The 18,997-nt window shown below is 33.9% G+C and carries 16 protein-coding genes; 7 read left to right on the top strand and 9 right to left on the bottom strand.

All coding sequences use genetic code 11. The features are described from left to right. Positions 1-1,857, bottom strand: a complete 1,857-nt coding sequence (locus V8G56_RS03045; protein ID WP_395436986.1) for a 2-oxoacid:acceptor oxidoreductase subunit alpha — start codon at positions 1,855-1,857, stop codon at positions 1-3. A gap of 163 nt (positions 1,858-2,020) precedes the next feature. On the opposite strand from V8G56_RS03045, the gene V8G56_RS03040 reads away from it, so the two are divergent. The 3 genes from V8G56_RS03040 (at position 2,021) to V8G56_RS03030 (ending at position 6,690) form a co-directional block, all read left to right on the top strand. Next, positions 2,021-2,371 (top strand): 4Fe-4S dicluster domain-containing protein, encoded by a 351-nt coding sequence (locus V8G56_RS03040; RefSeq protein WP_395436985.1) that lies wholly within the window; start codon positions 2,021-2,023, stop codon positions 2,369-2,371. Between the two features lie 296 nt (positions 2,372-2,667). Next, positions 2,668-6,201, top strand: a complete 3,534-nt coding sequence (nifJ, locus tag V8G56_RS03035; RefSeq protein ID WP_395436984.1) for a pyruvate:ferredoxin (flavodoxin) oxidoreductase — start codon at positions 2,668-2,670, stop codon at positions 6,199-6,201. Between the two features lie 114 nt (positions 6,202-6,315). Continuing rightward, complete coding sequence (locus V8G56_RS03030; protein ID WP_395436983.1) at positions 6,316-6,690, top strand: HEPN domain-containing protein; 375 nt, start codon at positions 6,316-6,318, stop codon at positions 6,688-6,690. 81 nt (positions 6,691-6,771) lie between these two features. Here V8G56_RS03030 and V8G56_RS03025 read toward each other — a convergent pair whose 3' ends face one another. The 5 genes from V8G56_RS03025 to trmB all read right to left on the bottom strand — a co-directional run bounded on the left by V8G56_RS03025 (position 6,772) and on the right by trmB (position 10,109). Further along, positions 6,772-7,011, bottom strand: a complete 240-nt coding sequence (locus tag V8G56_RS03025; RefSeq protein ID WP_331630725.1) for a NifU family protein — start codon at positions 7,009-7,011, stop codon at positions 6,772-6,774. Between the two features lie 3 nt (positions 7,012-7,014). Continuing rightward, a complete protein-coding gene (locus tag V8G56_RS03020; protein WP_395436982.1) occupies positions 7,015-8,151 on the bottom strand; it encodes an Mrp/NBP35 family ATP-binding protein in 1,137 nt (378 codons plus the stop codon). A 315-nt stretch (positions 8,152-8,466) separates the two neighbouring features. Further along, positions 8,467-8,799, bottom strand: a complete 333-nt coding sequence (locus tag V8G56_RS03015; protein WP_395436981.1) for an MGMT family protein — start codon at positions 8,797-8,799, stop codon at positions 8,467-8,469. Positions 8,800-8,802: 3 nt separating this feature from the next. After that, complete coding sequence (locus tag V8G56_RS03010; RefSeq protein ID WP_395436980.1) at positions 8,803-9,432, bottom strand: lysine transporter LysE; 630 nt, start codon at positions 9,430-9,432, stop codon at positions 8,803-8,805. A 2-nt stretch (positions 9,433-9,434) separates the two neighbouring features. Beyond that, positions 9,435-10,109 carry a tRNA (guanosine(46)-N7)-methyltransferase TrmB gene (gene trmB / locus V8G56_RS03005; RefSeq protein ID WP_395436979.1) on the bottom strand — a complete coding sequence of 225 codons (675 nt, stop codon included), beginning with the start codon at positions 10,107-10,109 and terminating at the stop codon, positions 9,435-9,437. Positions 10,110-10,254: 145 nt separating this feature from the next. Between trmB and V8G56_RS03000 the strand changes: the two genes are divergently transcribed. Next, the gene (locus V8G56_RS03000; protein WP_395436978.1) at positions 10,255-11,319 is read left to right on the top strand and encodes a glycosyltransferase; all 1,065 of its coding nucleotides are present in this window, start codon (positions 10,255-10,257) and stop codon (positions 11,317-11,319) included. Here V8G56_RS03000 and V8G56_RS02995 read toward each other — a convergent pair. Then, the gene (locus V8G56_RS02995; RefSeq protein ID WP_395436977.1) at positions 11,293-12,336 is read right to left on the bottom strand and encodes a sensor histidine kinase; all 1,044 of its coding nucleotides are present in this window, start codon (positions 12,334-12,336) and stop codon (positions 11,293-11,295) included. The two genes, V8G56_RS03000 and V8G56_RS02995, sit on opposite strands and share 27 nt — an antisense overlap. Continuing rightward, positions 12,336-13,019 (bottom strand): response regulator transcription factor, encoded by a 684-nt coding sequence (locus tag V8G56_RS02990; protein ID WP_395436976.1) that lies wholly within the window; start codon positions 13,017-13,019, stop codon positions 12,336-12,338. The genes V8G56_RS02995 and V8G56_RS02990 overlap by 1 nt, the downstream gene beginning before the upstream one ends. Positions 13,020-13,312: 293 nt before the next feature. Here V8G56_RS02990 and V8G56_RS02985 point away from each other — a divergent pair, with 293 nt between their 5' ends. The 3 genes from V8G56_RS02985 to V8G56_RS02975 all read left to right on the top strand — a co-directional run bounded on the left by V8G56_RS02985 (position 13,313) and on the right by V8G56_RS02975 (position 17,458). After that, entirely contained in the window at positions 13,313-13,654 is a 342-nt protein-coding gene (locus tag V8G56_RS02985; protein WP_395436975.1) for a T9SS type A sorting domain-containing protein, read from the top strand. 100 nt (positions 13,655-13,754) lie between these two features. Then, positions 13,755-16,352, top strand: coding sequence for a T9SS type A sorting domain-containing protein (locus V8G56_RS02980; RefSeq protein WP_395436974.1), 2,598 nt, complete (start codon positions 13,755-13,757; stop codon positions 16,350-16,352). Positions 16,353-16,477: 125 nt separating this feature from the next. Next, positions 16,478-17,458, top strand: a complete 981-nt coding sequence (locus tag V8G56_RS02975; RefSeq protein ID WP_395436973.1) for a LuxE/PaaK family acyltransferase — start codon at positions 16,478-16,480, stop codon at positions 17,456-17,458. Between the two features lie 233 nt (positions 17,459-17,691). On the opposite strand, the gene tyrS is transcribed toward V8G56_RS02975, so the two are convergent. Next, positions 17,692-18,987 (bottom strand): tyrosine--tRNA ligase, encoded by a 1,296-nt coding sequence (gene tyrS, locus V8G56_RS02970; protein WP_395436972.1) that lies wholly within the window; start codon positions 18,985-18,987, stop codon positions 17,692-17,694. Positions 18,988-18,997: the final 10 nt, after the last annotated feature.

Raw genomic sequence — 18,997 nt, 5'->3', positions numbered from 1 at the left:
TTATTTTACTAGTTTTTTAAATTCATCTATCAGTTCATTATTTCCAAATGGTAATCCTTGAATCTTATTAAATTGTAAAAACTCAAAACCACTAAAATTAATTCTTAAAACTTTGGCAAACTGTCCATTGTTTAATTCACAAACCACAATTTTTTTGAATTTTTTTAATAAGTCTTCTGTATTTTTTGGTAATGGATTTAAATAATTAAATTGAGCAAATCCAATATTTTTATAACCTTCTTTATTAATTTGTTTTACGGCTGAATGTAAAGAACCATAAGTTCCTCCCCAGCCTATTACCAATAAATCTCCTGACTCAGCAAATTCGGTTTTAATTTCAGGAATATAATTTTGAACACGCTTCACCTTTTCTGCCCGAATTTTAGTCATTTTTTCATGATTCTCTGGCGCTTGATTCACATTACCAGTAACACTATCTTTCTCTAAACCACCTACTCGATGTTCAAATCCAGGAGTTCCAGGTATTCCCCAGTTTCTGGCTAAAGTATCTTCGTTTCTTGTATACGGGTGCCAGTTTTCAACTGAGCCTTTTGAAATATTATTCTTAATCTCTGGGAGATCTTCAATACTTTCAATTTTCCAAGGAGCCGAGCCATTGGCAATATATCCATCCGTTAATAATATAACAGGGGTCATGTGCTCTAAAGCCAGTTTTGCCGCCTGAAATGCATAATTAAAACAATTACTTGGTGTACTTGCCGCAATAACTATGACGGGACTTTCACCATTTCTGCCATACATGGCTTGTAATAAATCTGACTGTTCTGTTTTAGTAGGTAATCCAGTTGAAGGGCCGCCCCGTTGCACATTTACTACCACCAAGGGTAATTCTATCATCATGGCCAATCCTAAGGCCTCTCCTTTTAGAGCTAATCCAGGACCTGAAGTAGTAGTAATTGCTAAATCTCCAGCAAAGGCAGCACCGATTGCTGATGAAATACCTGCAATTTCATCTTCTGCCTGAAATGCTTTAACACCAAAATGTTTATGCTTCACCAATTCATGTAAAATATCTGTTGCAGGAGTAATCGGGTAAGATCCTAAAAACAGTTCCAGACCAGATTTTTCAGCAGCTGCTAAAAATCCCCAAGCAGTAGCTGTGTTACCCATAATAACTCTATAGGTTCCAGAAGGCATTTTTGCCGGTGATATGGTATAGGCATTAGGGATTAATTCTAAAGTTTCAGCAAAATAATAACCTGCATTAAGAACCTTAGTATTCGCTTCAATTAAATGGGGGCTTGATTTAAACTTTTTATTAAAAAACTCAATTGTGTGTTCTTTGGCTCTGCCATACATCCAATATACCATTCCTAAAGCAAACATATTTTTGCTTCTTGTGATCGCCTTATTGTCTAAACCTTCTACATCTTTTAAGGCTTCTTTTGTCAAAGAGGTCATATCTGCCTGAATCACTCTATAGTTATCTAAACTATGATCTTCAAGCGGATTGGTTTCATATTGTGCCTTTTCTAGGTTCTTTTTGTTAAAGGCATTTGAATCAACAATAATGGTGTGTCCCGGCTTTAAAGCATATAAGTTGGTTTTTAAACCAGCCGGATTCATAGCTACTAATAGGTCTAAATTATCTCCAGGTGTGCTTACCTCAACACTTCCAATGTGAACTTGAAACCCCGAAACCCCATACAAACTACCTTGAGGAGCCCTAATTTCTGAAGGATAATTAGGAAATGTTGCAATATCATTACCAAACATAGCAGAAGTATCTGAAAACTGAGTACCGGTTAATTGCATTCCGTCACCAGAATCTCCAACAAAGCGAATCACCACAGCTTCTAAAACTTCAGGATGGACTTCCATTTTATCTGTTACCATAATTTAAACCATTATTAATTCATGAAAAATGACTTAGCGTCATTATATTTAATGTGACCAAAGATAATTTCACTTTTTAATATGAAATATGATTTTTATCATTTAATGAAAGTCTAATTAAGTTTAATATTGTACCATATTATTATTATAAAATTTTAAAATTATGGCTATAATTATAACTGATGAATGCATAAACTGTGATGCTTGTGTTTCTGAATGCCCAAACAATGCTATCTATGAGCCAGATCAAAACTGGTCTTACTCAGATGAAACTGCTTTAAAAGGAATTGTTACAACACCTTATGGAAAAGAGGTTGATGCAGATGCTGAAAATGATCCGATTTCTGATGAATTCTACTTTATTGTTTCAGATAAATGTACTGAATGTAAAGGATTCCATGATGAACCACAGTGTGCTTCTGTTTGCCCGGTAGATTGTTGTATTCTTGATGAAAACCATGTTGAAACTGAAGACGTTCTTTTAGCTAAAAAAGCTTGGTTACACGGCGAATAATTATGTAATTATTAAATCCAATAAATTACAGTAATATATTGTTTTTAATAATCTTACTTAAATATCTTTAATATACTTTTTTATTCAATTAAGTATATTAAAAAGGTATAGACTAATTAATTGTCTATACCTTTTTTTTGTTTAAAATCAATCCTTTAAACAAATATGATTTATATCATATTCCGCCAAAATTGCTTTTTTTCTTTTACTGACATATGTCATAGAATTAGTGATTCAATGTTTATAATTTCACCCCACTTATTTAATATATTTTACAATAACAAATTATAAGTATTATGGAAAAAGGATTTGAAAAGCTCATATGTGACGCCAATGAAGCTGTAGCAAGAGTAGCACATAAAACAAACGAGGTTTGTGCTATTTATCCAATAACACCTGCGTCTCCTATGGGTGAACATGTAGATGTTTATAGCTCAAAAGAACAAAAAAATATTTGGAACAATATTCCTAGAATTGTTGAAATGCAAAGTGAAGGCGGCGCCGCAGGAGCTGTTCATGGTTCATTACAAGCGGGAGCATTAACTACTACATTTACAGCATCACAAGGGTTACTCCTTATGATTCCAAACATGTACAAAATAGCAGGAGAACTATTACCCAATGTTATTCATGTAGCTGCAAGAACCATTGCAACCCACGCTTTATCAATTTTTGGAGATCATTCAGATGTCATGGCTACAAGACAAACAGGCTACTCCATGTTATTTGGTAGCTCTGTACAAGAAGCACAGGATTTTGCATTGATTTCGCAAGTGGCAACCTTAAAATCAAGAGTGCCATTTTTAAACATTTTTGATGGTTTCAGAACGTCTCATGAAATTTCTAAAATTGATGCTATTCCTGATAGTATTATTAAAGCCATGATGCCAGAAGATAAGATCATGGATCACAAAAAACGTTCATTAGATCCAGACCATCCAGTGATAAGAGGAACTTCTCAAAACCCTGATGTATTTTTCCAAGCACGTGAAGCCGCAAATACATTTTATGCCAACGTTCCTGGGATTGTTCAAACCACAATGGATGAGTTTTACACACATACAGGTCGTAGATATAATTTATTTGACTATATAGGACATCCTGAAGCAGAGCGCATCATCATTATAATGGGCTCTGGTGAAGGTGCCGTGAAAGAAACGGTTAATGAATTAATTGAAAGAGGTGAAAAAGTAGGTGCTCTTTTAGTTAGATTATATAGACCATTCTCCATTGAAAATTTCATACATGCTATTCCTGAAACTGTTAAGAAAATAGCTGTTTTAGATAGAACTAAAGAACCAGGAAGTATTGGTGAACCATTATATTTAGACGTAATTTCAGCCATCTCCGAAAGTGATAGAGCCATGCCAACAGTAGTTGGTGGTCGTTACGGATTATCATCTAAAGAATTTAACCCTAAAATGGTTAAAGGTGTGTATGACGAATTATTAAAAGCAAAACCTAAAAATCATTTTACCGTTGGTATTTATGACGATGTCACTCATACTAACTTAGAAATTGATGATTACTTTACTATTAAGCGCACAACTATCAACTGTATGTTTTATGGTTTAGGTTCAGATGGTACTGTTGGAGCTAACAAAAACTCCATTAAAATTATTGGTGATACAACTGATAATTATGTTCAGGGATATTTTGTTTATGACTCTAAAAAAGCAGGTGCACAAACTATTTCTCACTTGCGTTTTGGTCCAGATCCAATACACTCAACATATTTAATAGAAAAAGCAGATTTCATTGCGAGCCATCAATTTAATTTTATTGAAAAATATAATATGTTAACTGACCTAAAATTAGGCGGGACATTTTTATTGAATTCACCTTTCTCTAAAGAAGAAATTTGGGATCAATTACCTAAAAAACTTCAAAAAGAGATTATTGAAAAAGAGGCTGAATTCTATATCATAGATGCAAGTAGAGTGGCTCAAGAAGCCAATCTAGGTAAACGTGCTAACACTGTTTTACAAACTTGTTTCTTTGCTATTTCCGGAATTTTACCTAAAGATGAAGCTATTCAAAAAATTAAAGATGCCATTGTAAAATCTTATTCTCATAAAGGAGAAAAAGTGGTAAAAATGAACTTTAATGCGGTGGATAAATCTCTTGAAAATTTAGAGAAAGTAGAATATCCAAAAGAGTCAAGTAGTGAAAAACCGTTATTATCAGCTATGACAAATGCCCCTGACGGATTTGTAAAAGAAGTTTTAGAAAAAATATTAGCTGGTGCTGGAGATGAACTTCCTGTAAGTGCCTTCCCAGTAGATGGCACATTCCCTACAGGAACCACACAATATGAAAAACGTGGTATTGCAGATTTTATTCCTATTTGGGATGATGCTGACTTATGTACACAATGTAATAAGTGTGTGGCAATTTGTCCTCATGCCGCTATTAGGTCAAAAGTAGTTAATAATGATATGTTGGTAGGTGCTCCGTCATCATTGAAACATGTTCCTGCAAAAGGAAGACCATTTGACACTGCGACAGAATCTTATGTGTTACAAGTATCCCCAGAAGATTGTACTGGATGCGACCTTTGTGTTGCTGTTTGTCCTGCGGTAAGTAAAGAGATAGATGATTTTAAATCTATCAACATGAGGAAAATACTTGATAACAAAACAGATGAAGTTAATAACTGGGATTACTTTGTAAACCTGCCTTATTATGACAGAAACGAACTTCAAATTACCAATGTAAAAGGCTCTCAATTCTTAGAACCTTTATTTGAATTCTCCGGTGCTTGCTCTGGTTGTGGTGAAACACCATATATTAAATTGTTAACACAATTATATGGAGACAGTATATTAATAGCGAACGCTACTGGTTGTTCTTCAATTTATGGAGGAAATTTACCAACCACACCATACAAAACCAATGCATTTGGAAGAGGACCAGCTTGGGCTAATTCACTGTTTGAAGATAATGCTGAGTTTGGTTTAGGTATGCGATTAGCATTAACCAAAAAACAAGAAATAGCGGTTGATCTATTAAAATCTTTAGAGTTTTTAGTTGGAAGCGAAATAGTAGACGCTATCTTGTCTAATCCAGAAAGTACTGAAACAGAAAAATCTAAAAAAATAGCAGATATTGAAGAACTCAAGCAAACTTTAAAAGTTCTTGACAACAATGATGACGCTATTAAACTGAGCAACCTGACCGAATATTTACGTAAAAAAGCGGTTTGGATATTAGGTGGCGACGGTTGGGCATATGATATAGGTTATGGTGGTGTAGATCACGTATTAGCTTCTGGTGAAGATATCAATATTATGATTTTAGATACCGAAGTCTATTCAAATACAGGAGGTCAAACCTCTAAAGCCACACCATTAGGCGCAAGTGCTAAATTCTCAGTTTCTGGAAAACGAACCAGTAAGAAAAATTTAGCTTTACAAGCGGTATCCTATCAAAATGTTTATGTAGCGCAAATCGCTATAGGAGCTAAAGATTTACAAACTTTAAAAGCTATTGAAGAAGCGGCTGCTTATCCGGGACCATCGGTAATTATTGCTTATTCTCATTGTGGTGAACATGGTTATGATTTAAAACATGGTGCTGAACAACAAGAGAAAGCTGTTGAATCTGGTTACTGGCCATTATTTAGATTTGACCCACAACAACCAAAAGGGAAAAAATTTAGATTAGATTCTAAAAAACCAACAATTCCGTTAAGTGACTTCATGTATAATGAAACTCGATTTACAAGAGTAGTGAAAGACGATGCAGTATTAGGTAAGCAATTACTTGATCAAGCGCAGGAAGAAGTTAATTCACAATGGGAACGTTTAGAGATATATAGAGATATGTAATTCTAAAGAATCTAAAGGTTTAAAATGAATACCTTAAAGTTATATTCTAAATGTCAAATTACATTGGCATTTAGAATTAACTTTTTACAATAATAAACTTTAAATTCATTCATCATGGGAACAAAATCCAAAGATCATTTTGCAACTGCCCAAGAAAAACTAAATGAAGCTAAAAAAGAGTTATTCAGACCGGAAGAAGATATAGTTTCTTATTTAGTTTGCAAGAATTCGCAGCATGCTATTGAAAGTTATTTAAAAGGTTATCTTTTAAAAAATGGTGTAGATGTTGAAGACTGTAACACAATAGATAGTCTTTACAATCAATGTCTGGTAATTAATAAGAATTTTGAAAAGGTTGATTTGTCAGATTTTCAATGTAAAGCTCACGATATCAATTCTAGATATTGTACCGAAATACCAGTAGTTACCAACTGTTTTGATGCGGCTGATAACTTAGATACCTTTCTTAGAAAAGAAAAAATCATTTAAACACCTCAAGTTTTATCAATAAAAAAAGAGTTGTTCTATTATAGGACCGCTCTTTTTTTATTTTATATTTTAAATCTCTATTTACAAAACGTTTACTACCGTTTCAATTTGAGGTGCATACTTTTTTATAGTCATTTCAACACCAGATTTTAAGGTCATTTGATTCACACTGCAACCCACACAGGCTCCTTTTAATTGAACCTTTACATGTTTATCATCTTCTATTGAAATTAGAGAAATATCGCCTCCATCACTTTGCAAAAATGGACGAATCTCATCTAATGCCTTTTCAATATTTTCTCTTAATTCTTCAGTGTTCATGGATTACTTTTTAGGGGCAGCACATCCTGCCATGGTGGTAATTTTTATAGCTTCTGTTGGCGGCAAGGCCTCATTTCTATTAACAACTTCCTGAACCACATTTTGAGTAATAGATTTAAACGCCTCAGATAACGGCGTGTCTATTTGCAACGCAGCAGGACTGCCTACATCACCAGACTCACGAATACTTTGTACTAAAGGGATGGCTCCTAAAAATTTAACACCTAAATCATCTGCAAGATTTTTTGCACCATCTTTTCCAAAAATATAGTATTTATAATTTGGTAATTCATTAGGTGTAAAATAGGCCATGTTCTCAATAATACCTAAAACTGGCACATTGATACTTTCTTGTTGAAACATGGCAACTCCTTTTTTAGCATCTGCTAAAGCTACTACTTGAGGGGTACTAACAATAACGGCCCCTGTAATAGGAAGCGATTGCATAATACTTAAATGAATATCACCAGTTCCTGGAGGCAAGTCAATCAACAAGAAATCTATTTCTCCCCAATGCGCATCAAATATCATTTGATTTAATGCTTTAGCTGCCATAGGGCCACGCCATACTACTGCCTGATCTGGTTGGGTAAAGAATCCTATGGAAAGCACTTTAACTCCGTAGCTTTCTATAGGTCTCATTTTAGATTTACCATTAATATCAACAGCTAAAGGACGTTCCTTTTCAACATCAAACATAATAGGAATAGACGGTCCATAAATATCTGCATCTAATATCCCCACCTTAAATCCCATTTTTTGTAAGGATACGGCCAGGTTTGCTGTAACAGTTGACTTCCCAACACCTCCTTTTCCCGAAGCGACTGCAATAATGTTTTGAATGCCTGGTATGGCATTACCTTTAATGACATTCACTTTTGGAGTTGCTGGTGCATCTACTTTTACATTAACCGTTATTTTTGCCTTTTCATAAACCTGCTCATGAATGGTCTTTAAAATATCGACCTCAGTGCGTTTTTTTGCCTGTAAACTAGGATTTGTAATTGTAATATCTACAATGACTTCATCGCCAAAAGTCATGACGTTTTTTACAGCTCCAGTTTCAACCATATTTCCTCCTTCTCCGGGAACAGAAATTGTTTCGAGAGCTTTAAGGATATCTTGTTTGCTTAATTTCATGTGTTTAAATTTATTTTTTGTTTTCTGTCACATGTTACATTCATACCATCCTTTCTTTGTTCAACTAAATTCTTAGTCATGAATGTTTCATTTGTTATTGTTTAATTTGAATTTCAAATCATTGCCATAAACCTAATTTATTTGAAGTAATTTAGATTTATTCTAAAGTACAAATATACACTGAAAAGTTAATATTTTAAAGCAGATTTATTGAAATGATTTATAAAGATATATGCTTTAGCTATTATATAAACTGATTTAAATCATATCCATAAAAAACACAAAAAAAGCGCTTCTTAAAGCCATGATTTTAATTTATAATTCCTTAGACGGGTTCCAGAAAATAGCCTCAAAATCTTGAATTTGATTCTCTATAACTTTTATGCCTTCGCTTTCTAAAAGCTGTTGCATTAAGTTGGTACCCTCAAAATGATGTTTTCCTGTTAAAAGCCCCTTTCGGTTAACCACTCTATGTGCCGGAATATGTTCCATGTTGTGAGAGGCGTTCATAGCATAACCAACCATTCGTGCACTTCTTGAAGCACCAAGATAATTAGCAATTGCCCCATAACTGGTCACCCTTCCATAAGGAATTAATTTTGCAACTTCATAAACCTGATTAAAGAAATTTAATGACTCCGCCTTCATCTTTTATAATTCTTTGATAATATTTATCAAGGTAATTATTGATATGACCCCAGTTATACCTCCTATAAGATAATTCATGCTCTTTTGTGATGAAATAGACTTATTTTTTATTTTATCAAAAAAGAAAATATAAAAATAAAGCATGACAAAAGTGCCCATACCGGCCCCGGCAACATAACTAATAATACTGGTCATATTAAAATCAAGCCAGCCAAAAGACGCTAAAGTAATGGTCATATATGCCTGATAAGGTATCGGAAAAACGTTTAAACTGGACAAAAACATCCCTTGAAAAAAGCGACTGTGCTTACTTCTTATTTGAGGTACTATTTGAGGTTTGGCTTGTTTTTTTGCAATAAACAAATAATAAATAGTAATTAATACAAAAATAACGAAAGCGACCCGCTGCAAAATTTCAATAACCTCAACATGATTGGACAAATATCTCGCAAAAATAGAAGCTAGATAGGTTTGCATAAAAACGATGACACAAACGCCTATGGAAAACATAATGCCTCTAACATGTCCCTCTTTTAGGCTAATCTTTGCAGCAGACATATTTAATAAGCCCGGAGGCACAACCCCAATTAATGCGACTATTAGACCTAAAAAAAAGATAAAAGTGATGTTCAATATTATTTAATTTTAAACCTAATATACGTAATTGCTTTGTTTTGCTCTAAATATTGTGATTCATAAAAAGTCTGAATACTTGTCACTTCTTCCGGACTTCCTTCTTGTTTGTATACATTATGATTTGAATACAGTACTTCATGCCCTTCGCCATGAAGTAATCCTAGGGTATAGCCATGCATAAACTCACTATCCGTTTTTAAATTAACCACCCCTTCCGGTTTTAAAATGGCTTTATATTTTTTTAAAAAGGAGGCATTGGTCATACGGTGTTTTGTTCTCTTATATTTTATTTGCGGATCAGGAAAGGTAATCCATATTTCATCTACTTCCTTCTGAGAAAAAGCATAATCTATCAATTCAATTTGCGTCCTTAAAAACGCCACATTTTTAAGTTCTTCTTCAACTGCAGTCTTTGCGCCTCTCCAAAAACGAGCGCCTTTAATATCGACGCCAATAAAATTTTTATTAGGGTATTTTTTTGCCAGAGCAACCGTATATTCTCCTTTGCCGCAACCTAATTCTAAAATTAAAGGATTGTCATTTTTAAAATATACTTCATTCCAACTTCCCTTTATTAGGAATTGATTGTTAACTAGGTCATCTCTTGTTGGTTGAAAGACGTTTTTAAATGTTTCGTTTTCTCTAAATCTTTTAAGTTTATTTTTACTACCCACGCTTTTTAAAAATTTTGGTAAAATTAAGGAAACAAATTAGCTTTATCTTTGTTTTTTATGAAATGCCTATTAACAAATTCAACAAACCAACCGAAATGTTTATAAAGGCTATGCGTCTGACCTCTAAATCAATCTTATACCACTGATGAAACCCAAAAAGCGAATCTTAGTTGTACCGTTAAATTGGGGATTGGGACATGCCACCAGATGCATTCCCATTATTAAGGCTTTAATGGCTGAACAATTTGAACCCATTATTGCATGTGATGGTGCCTCTTTAAACTTGCTTAAAAAAGAATTTTCCAACTTGACTTGTATAGAGCTTCCATCCTATAATATCAGCTATTCAAAACATGGTTTTTTATTGCAATGGCAACTTTTTAAATCCATTCCCAAATTACTAAAAGTGATTCGGGAAGAACATAAACAAATTCAAAGCATTATTAAAACACATCAGATTGAAGGCCTCATTTCTGATAACCGCTTTGGGGTATATTCTATAAATGTGCCATCCGTTTATATCACCCATCAATTAACTGTTTTTAGTGGTTATCTTACTTCTTGGTTAACCTCAAAAATACATCAACAAATCATAAAAAAACATCAAGAATGTTGGATTCCTGATTTTGAAAATAATCCGAATTTAAGTGGAAAACTAGGTCATATCAAGGCCGGTAAATTCAATTTAATATATTTAGGCCCCTTAAGCCGATTTACTAAAACCAAATCAAAGGCATGCTATGATGTCATGGTTTTATTATCTGGCCCTGAACCTCAGCGTAGTCTTTTAGAACAAAAAATGTTTTCAGAATTAAAATCGTTTCAAGGAAAAGCAATACTAGTTAAAGGATTGGTAGAAACAATTCAAACTAAAGCACAAAACAATCATATTACTATTTACAACTTTATGACCAGCAATGAATTAGAAGCAGTGATTCAAAACACTAAGGTCATTATTTCACGTTCCGGCTATACTTCTATTATGGATTTAGCTAAGCTTGAGAAAAAAGTGTTTTTTATACCAACTCCGGGACAAAGAGAACAACAATATTTAGCCAAAAGGTTTAACAATTTAAAAATTGCCCCCTATTGTCAACAGTCAGATTTTGATTTAGAGAAACTAAAGAATCTTGATAATTATTCCGGATTTATTGCCTTCAAAAATGAAACTGATTATAAAACTCTATTCAGCCTTTTCAAGCGTGAATGAAAATTCACTGCCAACACCATATTCACTTTCAACATAAATTTTTTCATGGTGGGCTTCAATAATATGTTTTACTATAGAAAGCCCTAATCCAGAGCCCCCTTCAGTTCTGGAACCACTTTTATCTACTCTATAAAAGCGCTCGAACAAACGAGGTAGATGATTTTTTCCAATACCTATGCCATTATCAGTAACACGAACAATAACCTTGTTTTTTATAAGATTTTCAATACTCACTTCAGTAGTGCCTTTCTCTCTGCCGTATTTAATGGAGTTGATTATAAGATTTATTAGCACTTGCTGTATGCGTTCCTTATCAGCTTTAACCATAATAGGCTTTGGATAGTCCATATCAAAAGTTAAGGTGATCCTTTTGTCATTAGCACGCATTTCAAACATCTCAAATACGTTTTTTACTAATTTTACAATATCAAAACTTTCTATATTTAAACTTAAATCTCCAATTTCCAATTTGGTAATCATGTCGAGATCATTCACAATGTAAACCAATCTTTCTACGCCTTTACTGGCTCTTTCCAGATATTTTTTGCGAATATTTTCATCATTCATGGCGCCATCAAGCAAGGTTAAAATATAACCCTGTACCGTAAACAAAGGCGTTTTTAACTCATGCGAAACATTGCCGAAAAATTCTTTTCTATATTGTTCACGCACCTTTAAAGTTTCTATTTCCAGTTTTTTGTCTCTGGCAAACTTATCAATTTCTTGAATGAGTGTTCCCATATCAGTCGTTATGGGGCTACGTGACAAGTTTGTAGACTCAAGAAGCGTTAAATCGTCATATATCTTTTTAACCCGTTTATAAATAAAACGCTCCGCTCTAAACTGAATGACCATAAAAGAAAAAACATAGGTCAGAACCGCAAATACTAAAAATAACCACCAATTAAGTGTATAAAAAACATATAAAAAAATACCCATTAAGAGCGTTATAAAAAACGTTAAATACAATGCTGTTTTAATAGCAAACTTATATGTTTTTTTAAATTTCAACTGCATCAATCAACAAACTTATAGCCAACGCCTTTTATTGTTTTAAAACTATCATCCCCTATTTTTTCGCGTAATTTTCGAATGTGCACGTCAATCGTTCTTCCGCCAACAATAACTTCATTTCCCCAAACTTTATCTAAAATCTCCTCGCGCTTAAACACTTTTCCAGGTTTTGAAGCTAATAGAGACAGTAATTCAAACTCTTTTCTAGGAAGCACCATTTCTGCTCCGTCTAAAATTATTTTATATTCTTCTCTGTTAATAACCAGATTACCAATTTTCACATTCTCGTTTTCAACTTCCTGCTCTTTAAAACGTCTTAAAAGCGCCTTCACTTTACTAACCAATACTTTTGGTTTTATAGGTTTTGTGATATAATCATCTGCCCCTGCATCAAACCCAGCTAATTGCGAATAATCTTCGCCTCTGGCCGTTAAAAAGGTAATAAGAGTGTCTTTTAAATCAGGATTTTTTCTAATAATTTCGCAGGCCTCAATACCATCCATTTCCGGCATCATCACATCAAGAATAATAAGATGTGGCAGTTCTTTTTTTGCTTTTTTGACCGCTTCAATACCATTTTCAGCGGTTAAGACCTGATATCCCTCGCTTGAGAGATTATAGCCAACAATTTCCAAAATATCTGGTTCATCATCAACCAATAAAATTTTAATGTCTTTATTATTCATCTGTTAGTGCTTATTTTTTTGGAAGTCAGATGCAATGCCCAAATTATAATTTTGGTTAATATTCTAATGATGGGTTTTGAGTATGTCATATTTAAAATATGCTTAGAAAATTATTTCCATGAGTAAAGATAAAATTAATAACAAAGCATACCCTTAAAAATAATATAATTAACCTTAAGGTAACATACAGTTAACCATGTTTTTACCATTCGATGTATAACAGAAACTTTTAACAATACTTTGGTACAACTTTTGAAGTAATTTATTAATTTTACTAAACATAACGACCTACTATGAAAAAAAACTACATAGTCTTATTTATTTTTATGTTTTTGTTTTTGAGTGCTTTTAATGGGTACTCTCAATCAATCTCAGAAAATATGCCTCAGCAAGAACATATTGAAGGTCTTTCAATATATCCGAACCCCGTTAGTAATGGCAGGCTATTTGTTTACATTACTACTCATAAGAATCTTTCTAAAAAAGTAGCAATCTTCAATGTTTTAGGAAAGCAAATTTATGCCACAGATTTATACGGTCAAGAATTAAATGTAGAACAACTAAGCACTGGTGTTTATATCTTAAAAATCACTGAAAATAATATTAGTGAAACCAGAAAATTGGTTATAAAATAATCCGATGTATTTCATCGATTAAAAACAACCTCTTAGATTGTTTTTTTCTTTAATGACTTAGTTTTAATTAATTTAAAGGACTATTTAATCCTTTATTATTATGAAAAAACTTTACATTTTAATTTTTAGTATTTTAATTTCTGGCCTTTCTTTTGGGCAGACTGTATTTATTAATGAAATTCATTACGATAATACTGGTAGTGACCTCAATGAAGGTGTTGAAATTGCTGGGCCGGCAGGTACTGATTTAACCGGTTATACCATTACCCCATATAATGGAAATGGAGGAGCAACATACACTCCAATAACTTCATTATCCGGAATAATTCCGGATGAAGGAGGAACCGGTTATGGCACCATTTGGTTTCCTATTGGACCTCTTCAAAATGGTGCTCCAGACGGAATTGCACTAGATAATAGTGGGTCTTTAATTCAATTTATAAGTTATGAAGGCTCCTTCACGGCAACAAATGGTGTAGCCTCTGGAGTAACTTCTACAGATATTGTTGTTTCAGAAGCTGGTACTGTTGAAGGTTCATCTTTACAATTAACTGGAACAGGTTCAACATATACAAACTTTTCTTGGGCAACTGAAGCAACAGCAACACCTGGAACAATAAATTCTGGGCAAACCTTTGGTGGCACTCCTGTTCCAACACTAACCATAGTTGATGGTCCGGCAAATGGGTCCAGTATTGAACTTCCTTCACTTGAAGCTAGTGGAGATATTATTTGGTCTCCAATCAATTTTAATGTGGATACACAGGCCAACGGCGGTGATGGTTATATTTCATTTACTGTAACAGATGACGATACTGCAGTTGTTATTAATAATGTAGATGTATTTGACATAACAATACCAACACTTTTTGGCCCTCTCACTCCTGAGCATACTTATTCTTTCGTTGCAGAATTACTGAACTATGATGGCTCTCCACTAGACCCAGCAGTTATATATGATGTTACAGTAACGGTGTTGTTACCGCCTACAAATTCTATGGTAATTACGGGTGTTTTTGATGTTCAAAATAATTCTACACCGAAAGGGATCGAACTATATGTTCTTCAAAATATTCCTGATTTGAGTTCATTTGGTGTTGGAAGCGCAAATAATGGCGGAGGTACAGATGGCGAAGAGTTTACTTTTCCAGCAGTCGCAGCGAATCAAGGAGATTATATTTACATTGTTGGATCAGGGCAAGGAACTGATTTTAATGCATTTTTTGAAAATTCCATTACAGTTTATGAATCCGGAGCAATGTTTATTAATGGTGATGATGCTATCGAATTGTTTGAGAGCAATCAAGTTATTGATGTATTCGGCGATATTAATTTTGCTGGCACAGGAACAGCATGGGATTATGTCGATGGTTGGGCCTATCGAAATGATGCAACCGGTCCAGACGGTAATAATTTTGAGATAAGTAATTGGTCCTTTAGCGGTACTGTGAACTTAGATGGAACGACAAATTCTGCTTCTACGCAACCCTTCCCAATTGGAACTTATTCAACAATTCTAAATACTGACCCAACCATAGCTATTTTTGAAGGTCCATCAAGTGGCTCAACAATTGATTTAAGTCCAGAAGAACTCAGTGGATCCTTGGAATTTGTTGTTACAAATTTTAATGTTGACACACAAGGAAATGGTGGAGATGGCTACATTGTTTGGACAGTAATAAATACAACCACTTCAACCGCACATGATGAGGGTGGGCCACTTTATGACTTTACACCAGATCCGTTCATTCCATTAGAATCAAATAACAGTTATTATTTTGTTGCTCAATTAATCAGTTACACTACAAGTAATGTAGTAGCTGAATATACTTTGAACATTAATGCTTTGGGTTATACTGATGTTTCAAGTGTAGCTGAATTGAGAGCAGTAACTGATGACGGCTATTACAGACTTACTAATGAAGCCTTATTAACTTTCCAACAATCATTTAGAGGTCAAAAATTTATTCAGGATGCTACAGGTGGAATTTTAATAGATGATAATAATGGAAGAATCAGTTCGATTTATGATATTAATGATGGTATTACGAACATTCGTGGCCAAGTATCAGAGTTTAGTGGTATGAAACAGCTAATACCTAGTGCAGATTATGGGGCTCCTTCTTCAACAGGCAATACTATTACTCCTCAAACCGTTACACTTGCTGATTTAACAGCAAACGCCGAGCAATATGAATCAGAATTGGTTCAGGTAATATCAGTAACCATTGACAATTCAGTAAATACGACATTTCTTAATGGCACTGAATACGCCATGACACAAAGTTCTGATAATTTCAACTTTAGAACTACATTTTACGATGTTGATTACATTTCTGCCACAGTCCCAATAACAGCAACTGATATAGTTGGTATAGTTAACGAGAGGTCTGGTAGCCTTTATTACCTAACGGCAAGAAATGCAAATGATTTCAGTGTTGATATTTTATCGAATGACACTTTTGAAGCTAATAATTTTAAATTTTACCCTAACCCAACCAATTTAGGTTATATAAATATTTCTAGTAAAAATAGTGCCAGAATGGATGTTGCTGTTTTTGATATTTTAGGTAAGCAAGTCCTTAATAAAACAGTTCGTAATAACACCCTTGATGTTTCTGGTTTAACCTCAGGTATTTATATTATGAAAGTATCTCAGGATAATGCCAGTATCACTAAAAAATTAGTGATTCAATAAGCATTATACTTTAATAAATTTTAAAAGCGTTGCTACTGGCAACGCTTTTTTATTTTAGTACTTTTGTGTTATGTTCTCGATACAAAAATTGTATCACAATTTTCACTCGAACTGACCATTTTTTAATGATAGATATCAATGCCATTTTTAATATTCAATCTGAACAGGAGTTCAGCACTATCGCATTGGAGGTTTTTAACTATCAGTTTGAAAATAACCAAGTCTACCGTTCGTTTTGTGATTTGCTTTATATGCATCCCAGTGATGTGAAATCCATTAAAGAGATCCCCTTTTTACCCATTCAATTTTTTAAATCACATCCCGTTTTAAGTTCGAATGAGCCTATTCAAAGGACCTTTACCAGTTCCGGCACTACAGGAAGTGCAACCAGCAATCATTTTATTACAGATTTAAATATTTATGAAACCAGTTTTAGAAAAGGATTTGAAGGTTTTTATGGGCCCATTGAAGATCATGTGGTTTTGGCCTTGCTCCCTTCATATTTAGAACGTGAAGGTTCTTCATTGGTTTATATGGTTGATGCTTTTATAAAGCAGTCTAACCACCCTGAAAGTGGTTTTTACCTCAACAATTTAACTGAATTAAAAGACACCTTAATTCATTTGGATTCTTTAGGGAAAAAAGTTTTGCTCATTGGTGTGTCATTTGCGCTTTTAGATTTGGTTGAAACCTACCAATTCAACTTAAAACAGACCATAATTATGGAAACAGGCGGTATGAAAGGGCGACGTAAGGAACTGATACGTGAAGCACTTCATAAACAATTAAAACAAGGGTTTGGGGTTGACACCATCCATAGTGAATATGGCATGACTGAATTATTGAGTCAGGCCTATTCTAAAGGGCATGGTGTTTTTAATTGCCCAAGCTGGATGCGCATTTTAACCCGTGATACTGAAGATGCTTTGAGTATTCAACCTATTGGAAAAACAGGTGGAATCAATGTTATTGATTTAGCTAACATCAACTCATGCTCATTTATTGCGACACAAGATCTGGGTCGCGTTTATAATAATGGTTCTTTTGAAGTGATTGGACGATTTGACCATTCAGATATTCGCGGTTGTAATTTAATGGTCCTATAATTTTATTATTATCCTCATTGCGAATGAAACGAAGCAATCTCAACATGTGAACTCCAATTAAACAAATTACTTCGTCGCTTTGCTCCTCGTAATGACGACCTATTAAATCCAAAAAAAACATTTTTTGTTGTAAGGTTTCTATAATTTATCGACAAAAAACCAGCTATGAAAAAGAAATTTTTTATAAGCTGGTTGGTTAGTTTTTAAAGCCTGATATTCCCTGTCAGGCTTTTTTATTTAACACATAATACAAAGTAATTTTTCTTACCTCTTTGAAGTAATACAAATTTGTTGTTAATCAAATCTGTCGTAGCGATTTTAAAATCTTCACCAACCTTTTCCTTATTTACAGAAATGGAGTTTTCTTTTAATGCTCTTCTGGCTTCACCGTTTGATTTTAAAAATCCCGTTTGTTCTGCTAACGCACCAATGATATCCAATCCGTTTTCAATATCAGCCATTGATACTTCGGCTTGTGGCACCCCATCAAAAACATCCAAAAACGTTTGCTCACTAAGCTTTTTCAAGTCATCGCTTGTTGAATTTCCAAACAAAATATTGCTGGCTTTTATGGCATTTTCCAAATCCTCTTTTGAATGTACCATGGTAGTAATTTCTTCAGCCAATCGCTTTTGTAATACACGCATATGAGGCGCTTCCTGATGCTCTGCAATTAAAGCATTTATCTCTGATTCGCTTAAAAACGTAAATATTTTAATATACCTTTCAGCATCTTCATCACTGGAATTTAACCAGTACTGGTAGAATTTATAAGGTGAAGTTCTGTTGGCATCTAACCAAACATTTCCGCCTTCAGATTTTCCAAACTTAGAACCATCAGACTTAGTAATTAATGGGCAGGTTATTGCATATCCTTTGCCATTACCTATCCTTCTGATTAATTCTGTTCCAGTAGTAATATTTCCCCACTGGTCACTACCACCCATTTGAATGGTACAATTCTTATCATTATATAAATGCAAAAAATCATAGCCTTGAACTAATTGATACGTAAACTCAGTAAAACTCATACCTTCTGAAGCATCTGAAGAAATTCTGTTTTTCACGGAATCTTTAGCCATCATATAGTTTACGGTAATATGTTTACCCACATCTCTAATGAATTCAAGAAATGAAAAATTCTTCATCCAGTCATAATTATTAACTAAAATAGCGGCGTTTTCTGCATTACTTTCAAAATCTAAAAAGTGTGCCAGCTGTTTCTTTATAGCTTCCTGATTATGTCGTAAAGTCTTTTCATCTAATAAATTGCGCTCATTGGATTTTCCTGAAGGATCACCAATCATACCCGTAGCACCACCAACTAAAGCGACAGGGCGATGCCCACAGCGTTGGTAATGCGCTAATAACATGATAGGCACCAAATTTCCAATATGTAAAGAATCAGCCGTTGGGTCAAAACCCACATAAGCACTGCGCATGCCCTCCAATAAATGTTCTTCTGCACCCGGCATTACAGTATGTATCATACCTCTCCAAGTCAATTCTTCTACAAAATTCTTTATCATTTCATTATAT

This window comes from Gaetbulibacter aquiaggeris (assembly GCF_044003965.1).
GTDB classification, from domain to species: domain Bacteria; phylum Bacteroidota; class Bacteroidia; order Flavobacteriales; family Flavobacteriaceae; genus Yeosuana; species Yeosuana aquiaggeris.
Note: the sequence above shows the minus strand (reverse complement) of the source record. Positions and strands in the feature narration are given on the sequence as shown.

Coding starts and splice junctions, on each gene's coding strand:
- V8G56_RS03045 (WP_395436986.1), bottom strand. CDS start 1,857: ATGGTAACAGATAAAATGGAAGTCCATCCTGAAGTTTTAGAAGCTGTG.
- V8G56_RS03040 (WP_395436985.1), top strand. CDS start 2,021: ATGGCTATAATTATAACTGATGAATGCATAAACTGTGATGCTTGTGTT.
- nifJ (WP_395436984.1), top strand. CDS start 2,668: ATGGAAAAAGGATTTGAAAAGCTCATATGTGACGCCAATGAAGCTGTA.
- V8G56_RS03030 (WP_395436983.1), top strand. CDS start 6,316: ATGGGAACAAAATCCAAAGATCATTTTGCAACTGCCCAAGAAAAACTA.
- V8G56_RS03025 (WP_331630725.1), bottom strand. CDS start 7,011: ATGAACACTGAAGAATTAAGAGAAAATATTGAAAAGGCATTAGATGAG.
- V8G56_RS03020 (WP_395436982.1), bottom strand. CDS start 8,151: ATGAAATTAAGCAAACAAGATATCCTTAAAGCTCTCGAAACAATTTCT.
- V8G56_RS03015 (WP_395436981.1), bottom strand. CDS start 8,799: ATGAAGGCGGAGTCATTAAATTTCTTTAATCAGGTTTATGAAGTTGCA.
- V8G56_RS03000 (WP_395436978.1), top strand. CDS start 10,255: ATGAAACCCAAAAAGCGAATCTTAGTTGTACCGTTAAATTGGGGATTG.
- V8G56_RS02995 (WP_395436977.1), bottom strand. CDS start 12,336: ATGCAGTTGAAATTTAAAAAAACATATAAGTTTGCTATTAAAACAGCA.
- V8G56_RS02990 (WP_395436976.1), bottom strand. CDS start 13,019: ATGAATAATAAAGACATTAAAATTTTATTGGTTGATGATGAACCAGAT.
- V8G56_RS02985 (WP_395436975.1), top strand. CDS start 13,313: ATGAAAAAAAACTACATAGTCTTATTTATTTTTATGTTTTTGTTTTTG.
- V8G56_RS02980 (WP_395436974.1), top strand. CDS start 13,755: ATGAAAAAACTTTACATTTTAATTTTTAGTATTTTAATTTCTGGCCTT.
- V8G56_RS02975 (WP_395436973.1), top strand. CDS start 16,478: ATGATAGATATCAATGCCATTTTTAATATTCAATCTGAACAGGAGTTC.
- tyrS (WP_395436972.1), bottom strand. CDS start 18,987: ATGATAAAGAATTTTGTAGAAGAATTGACTTGGAGAGGTATGATACAT.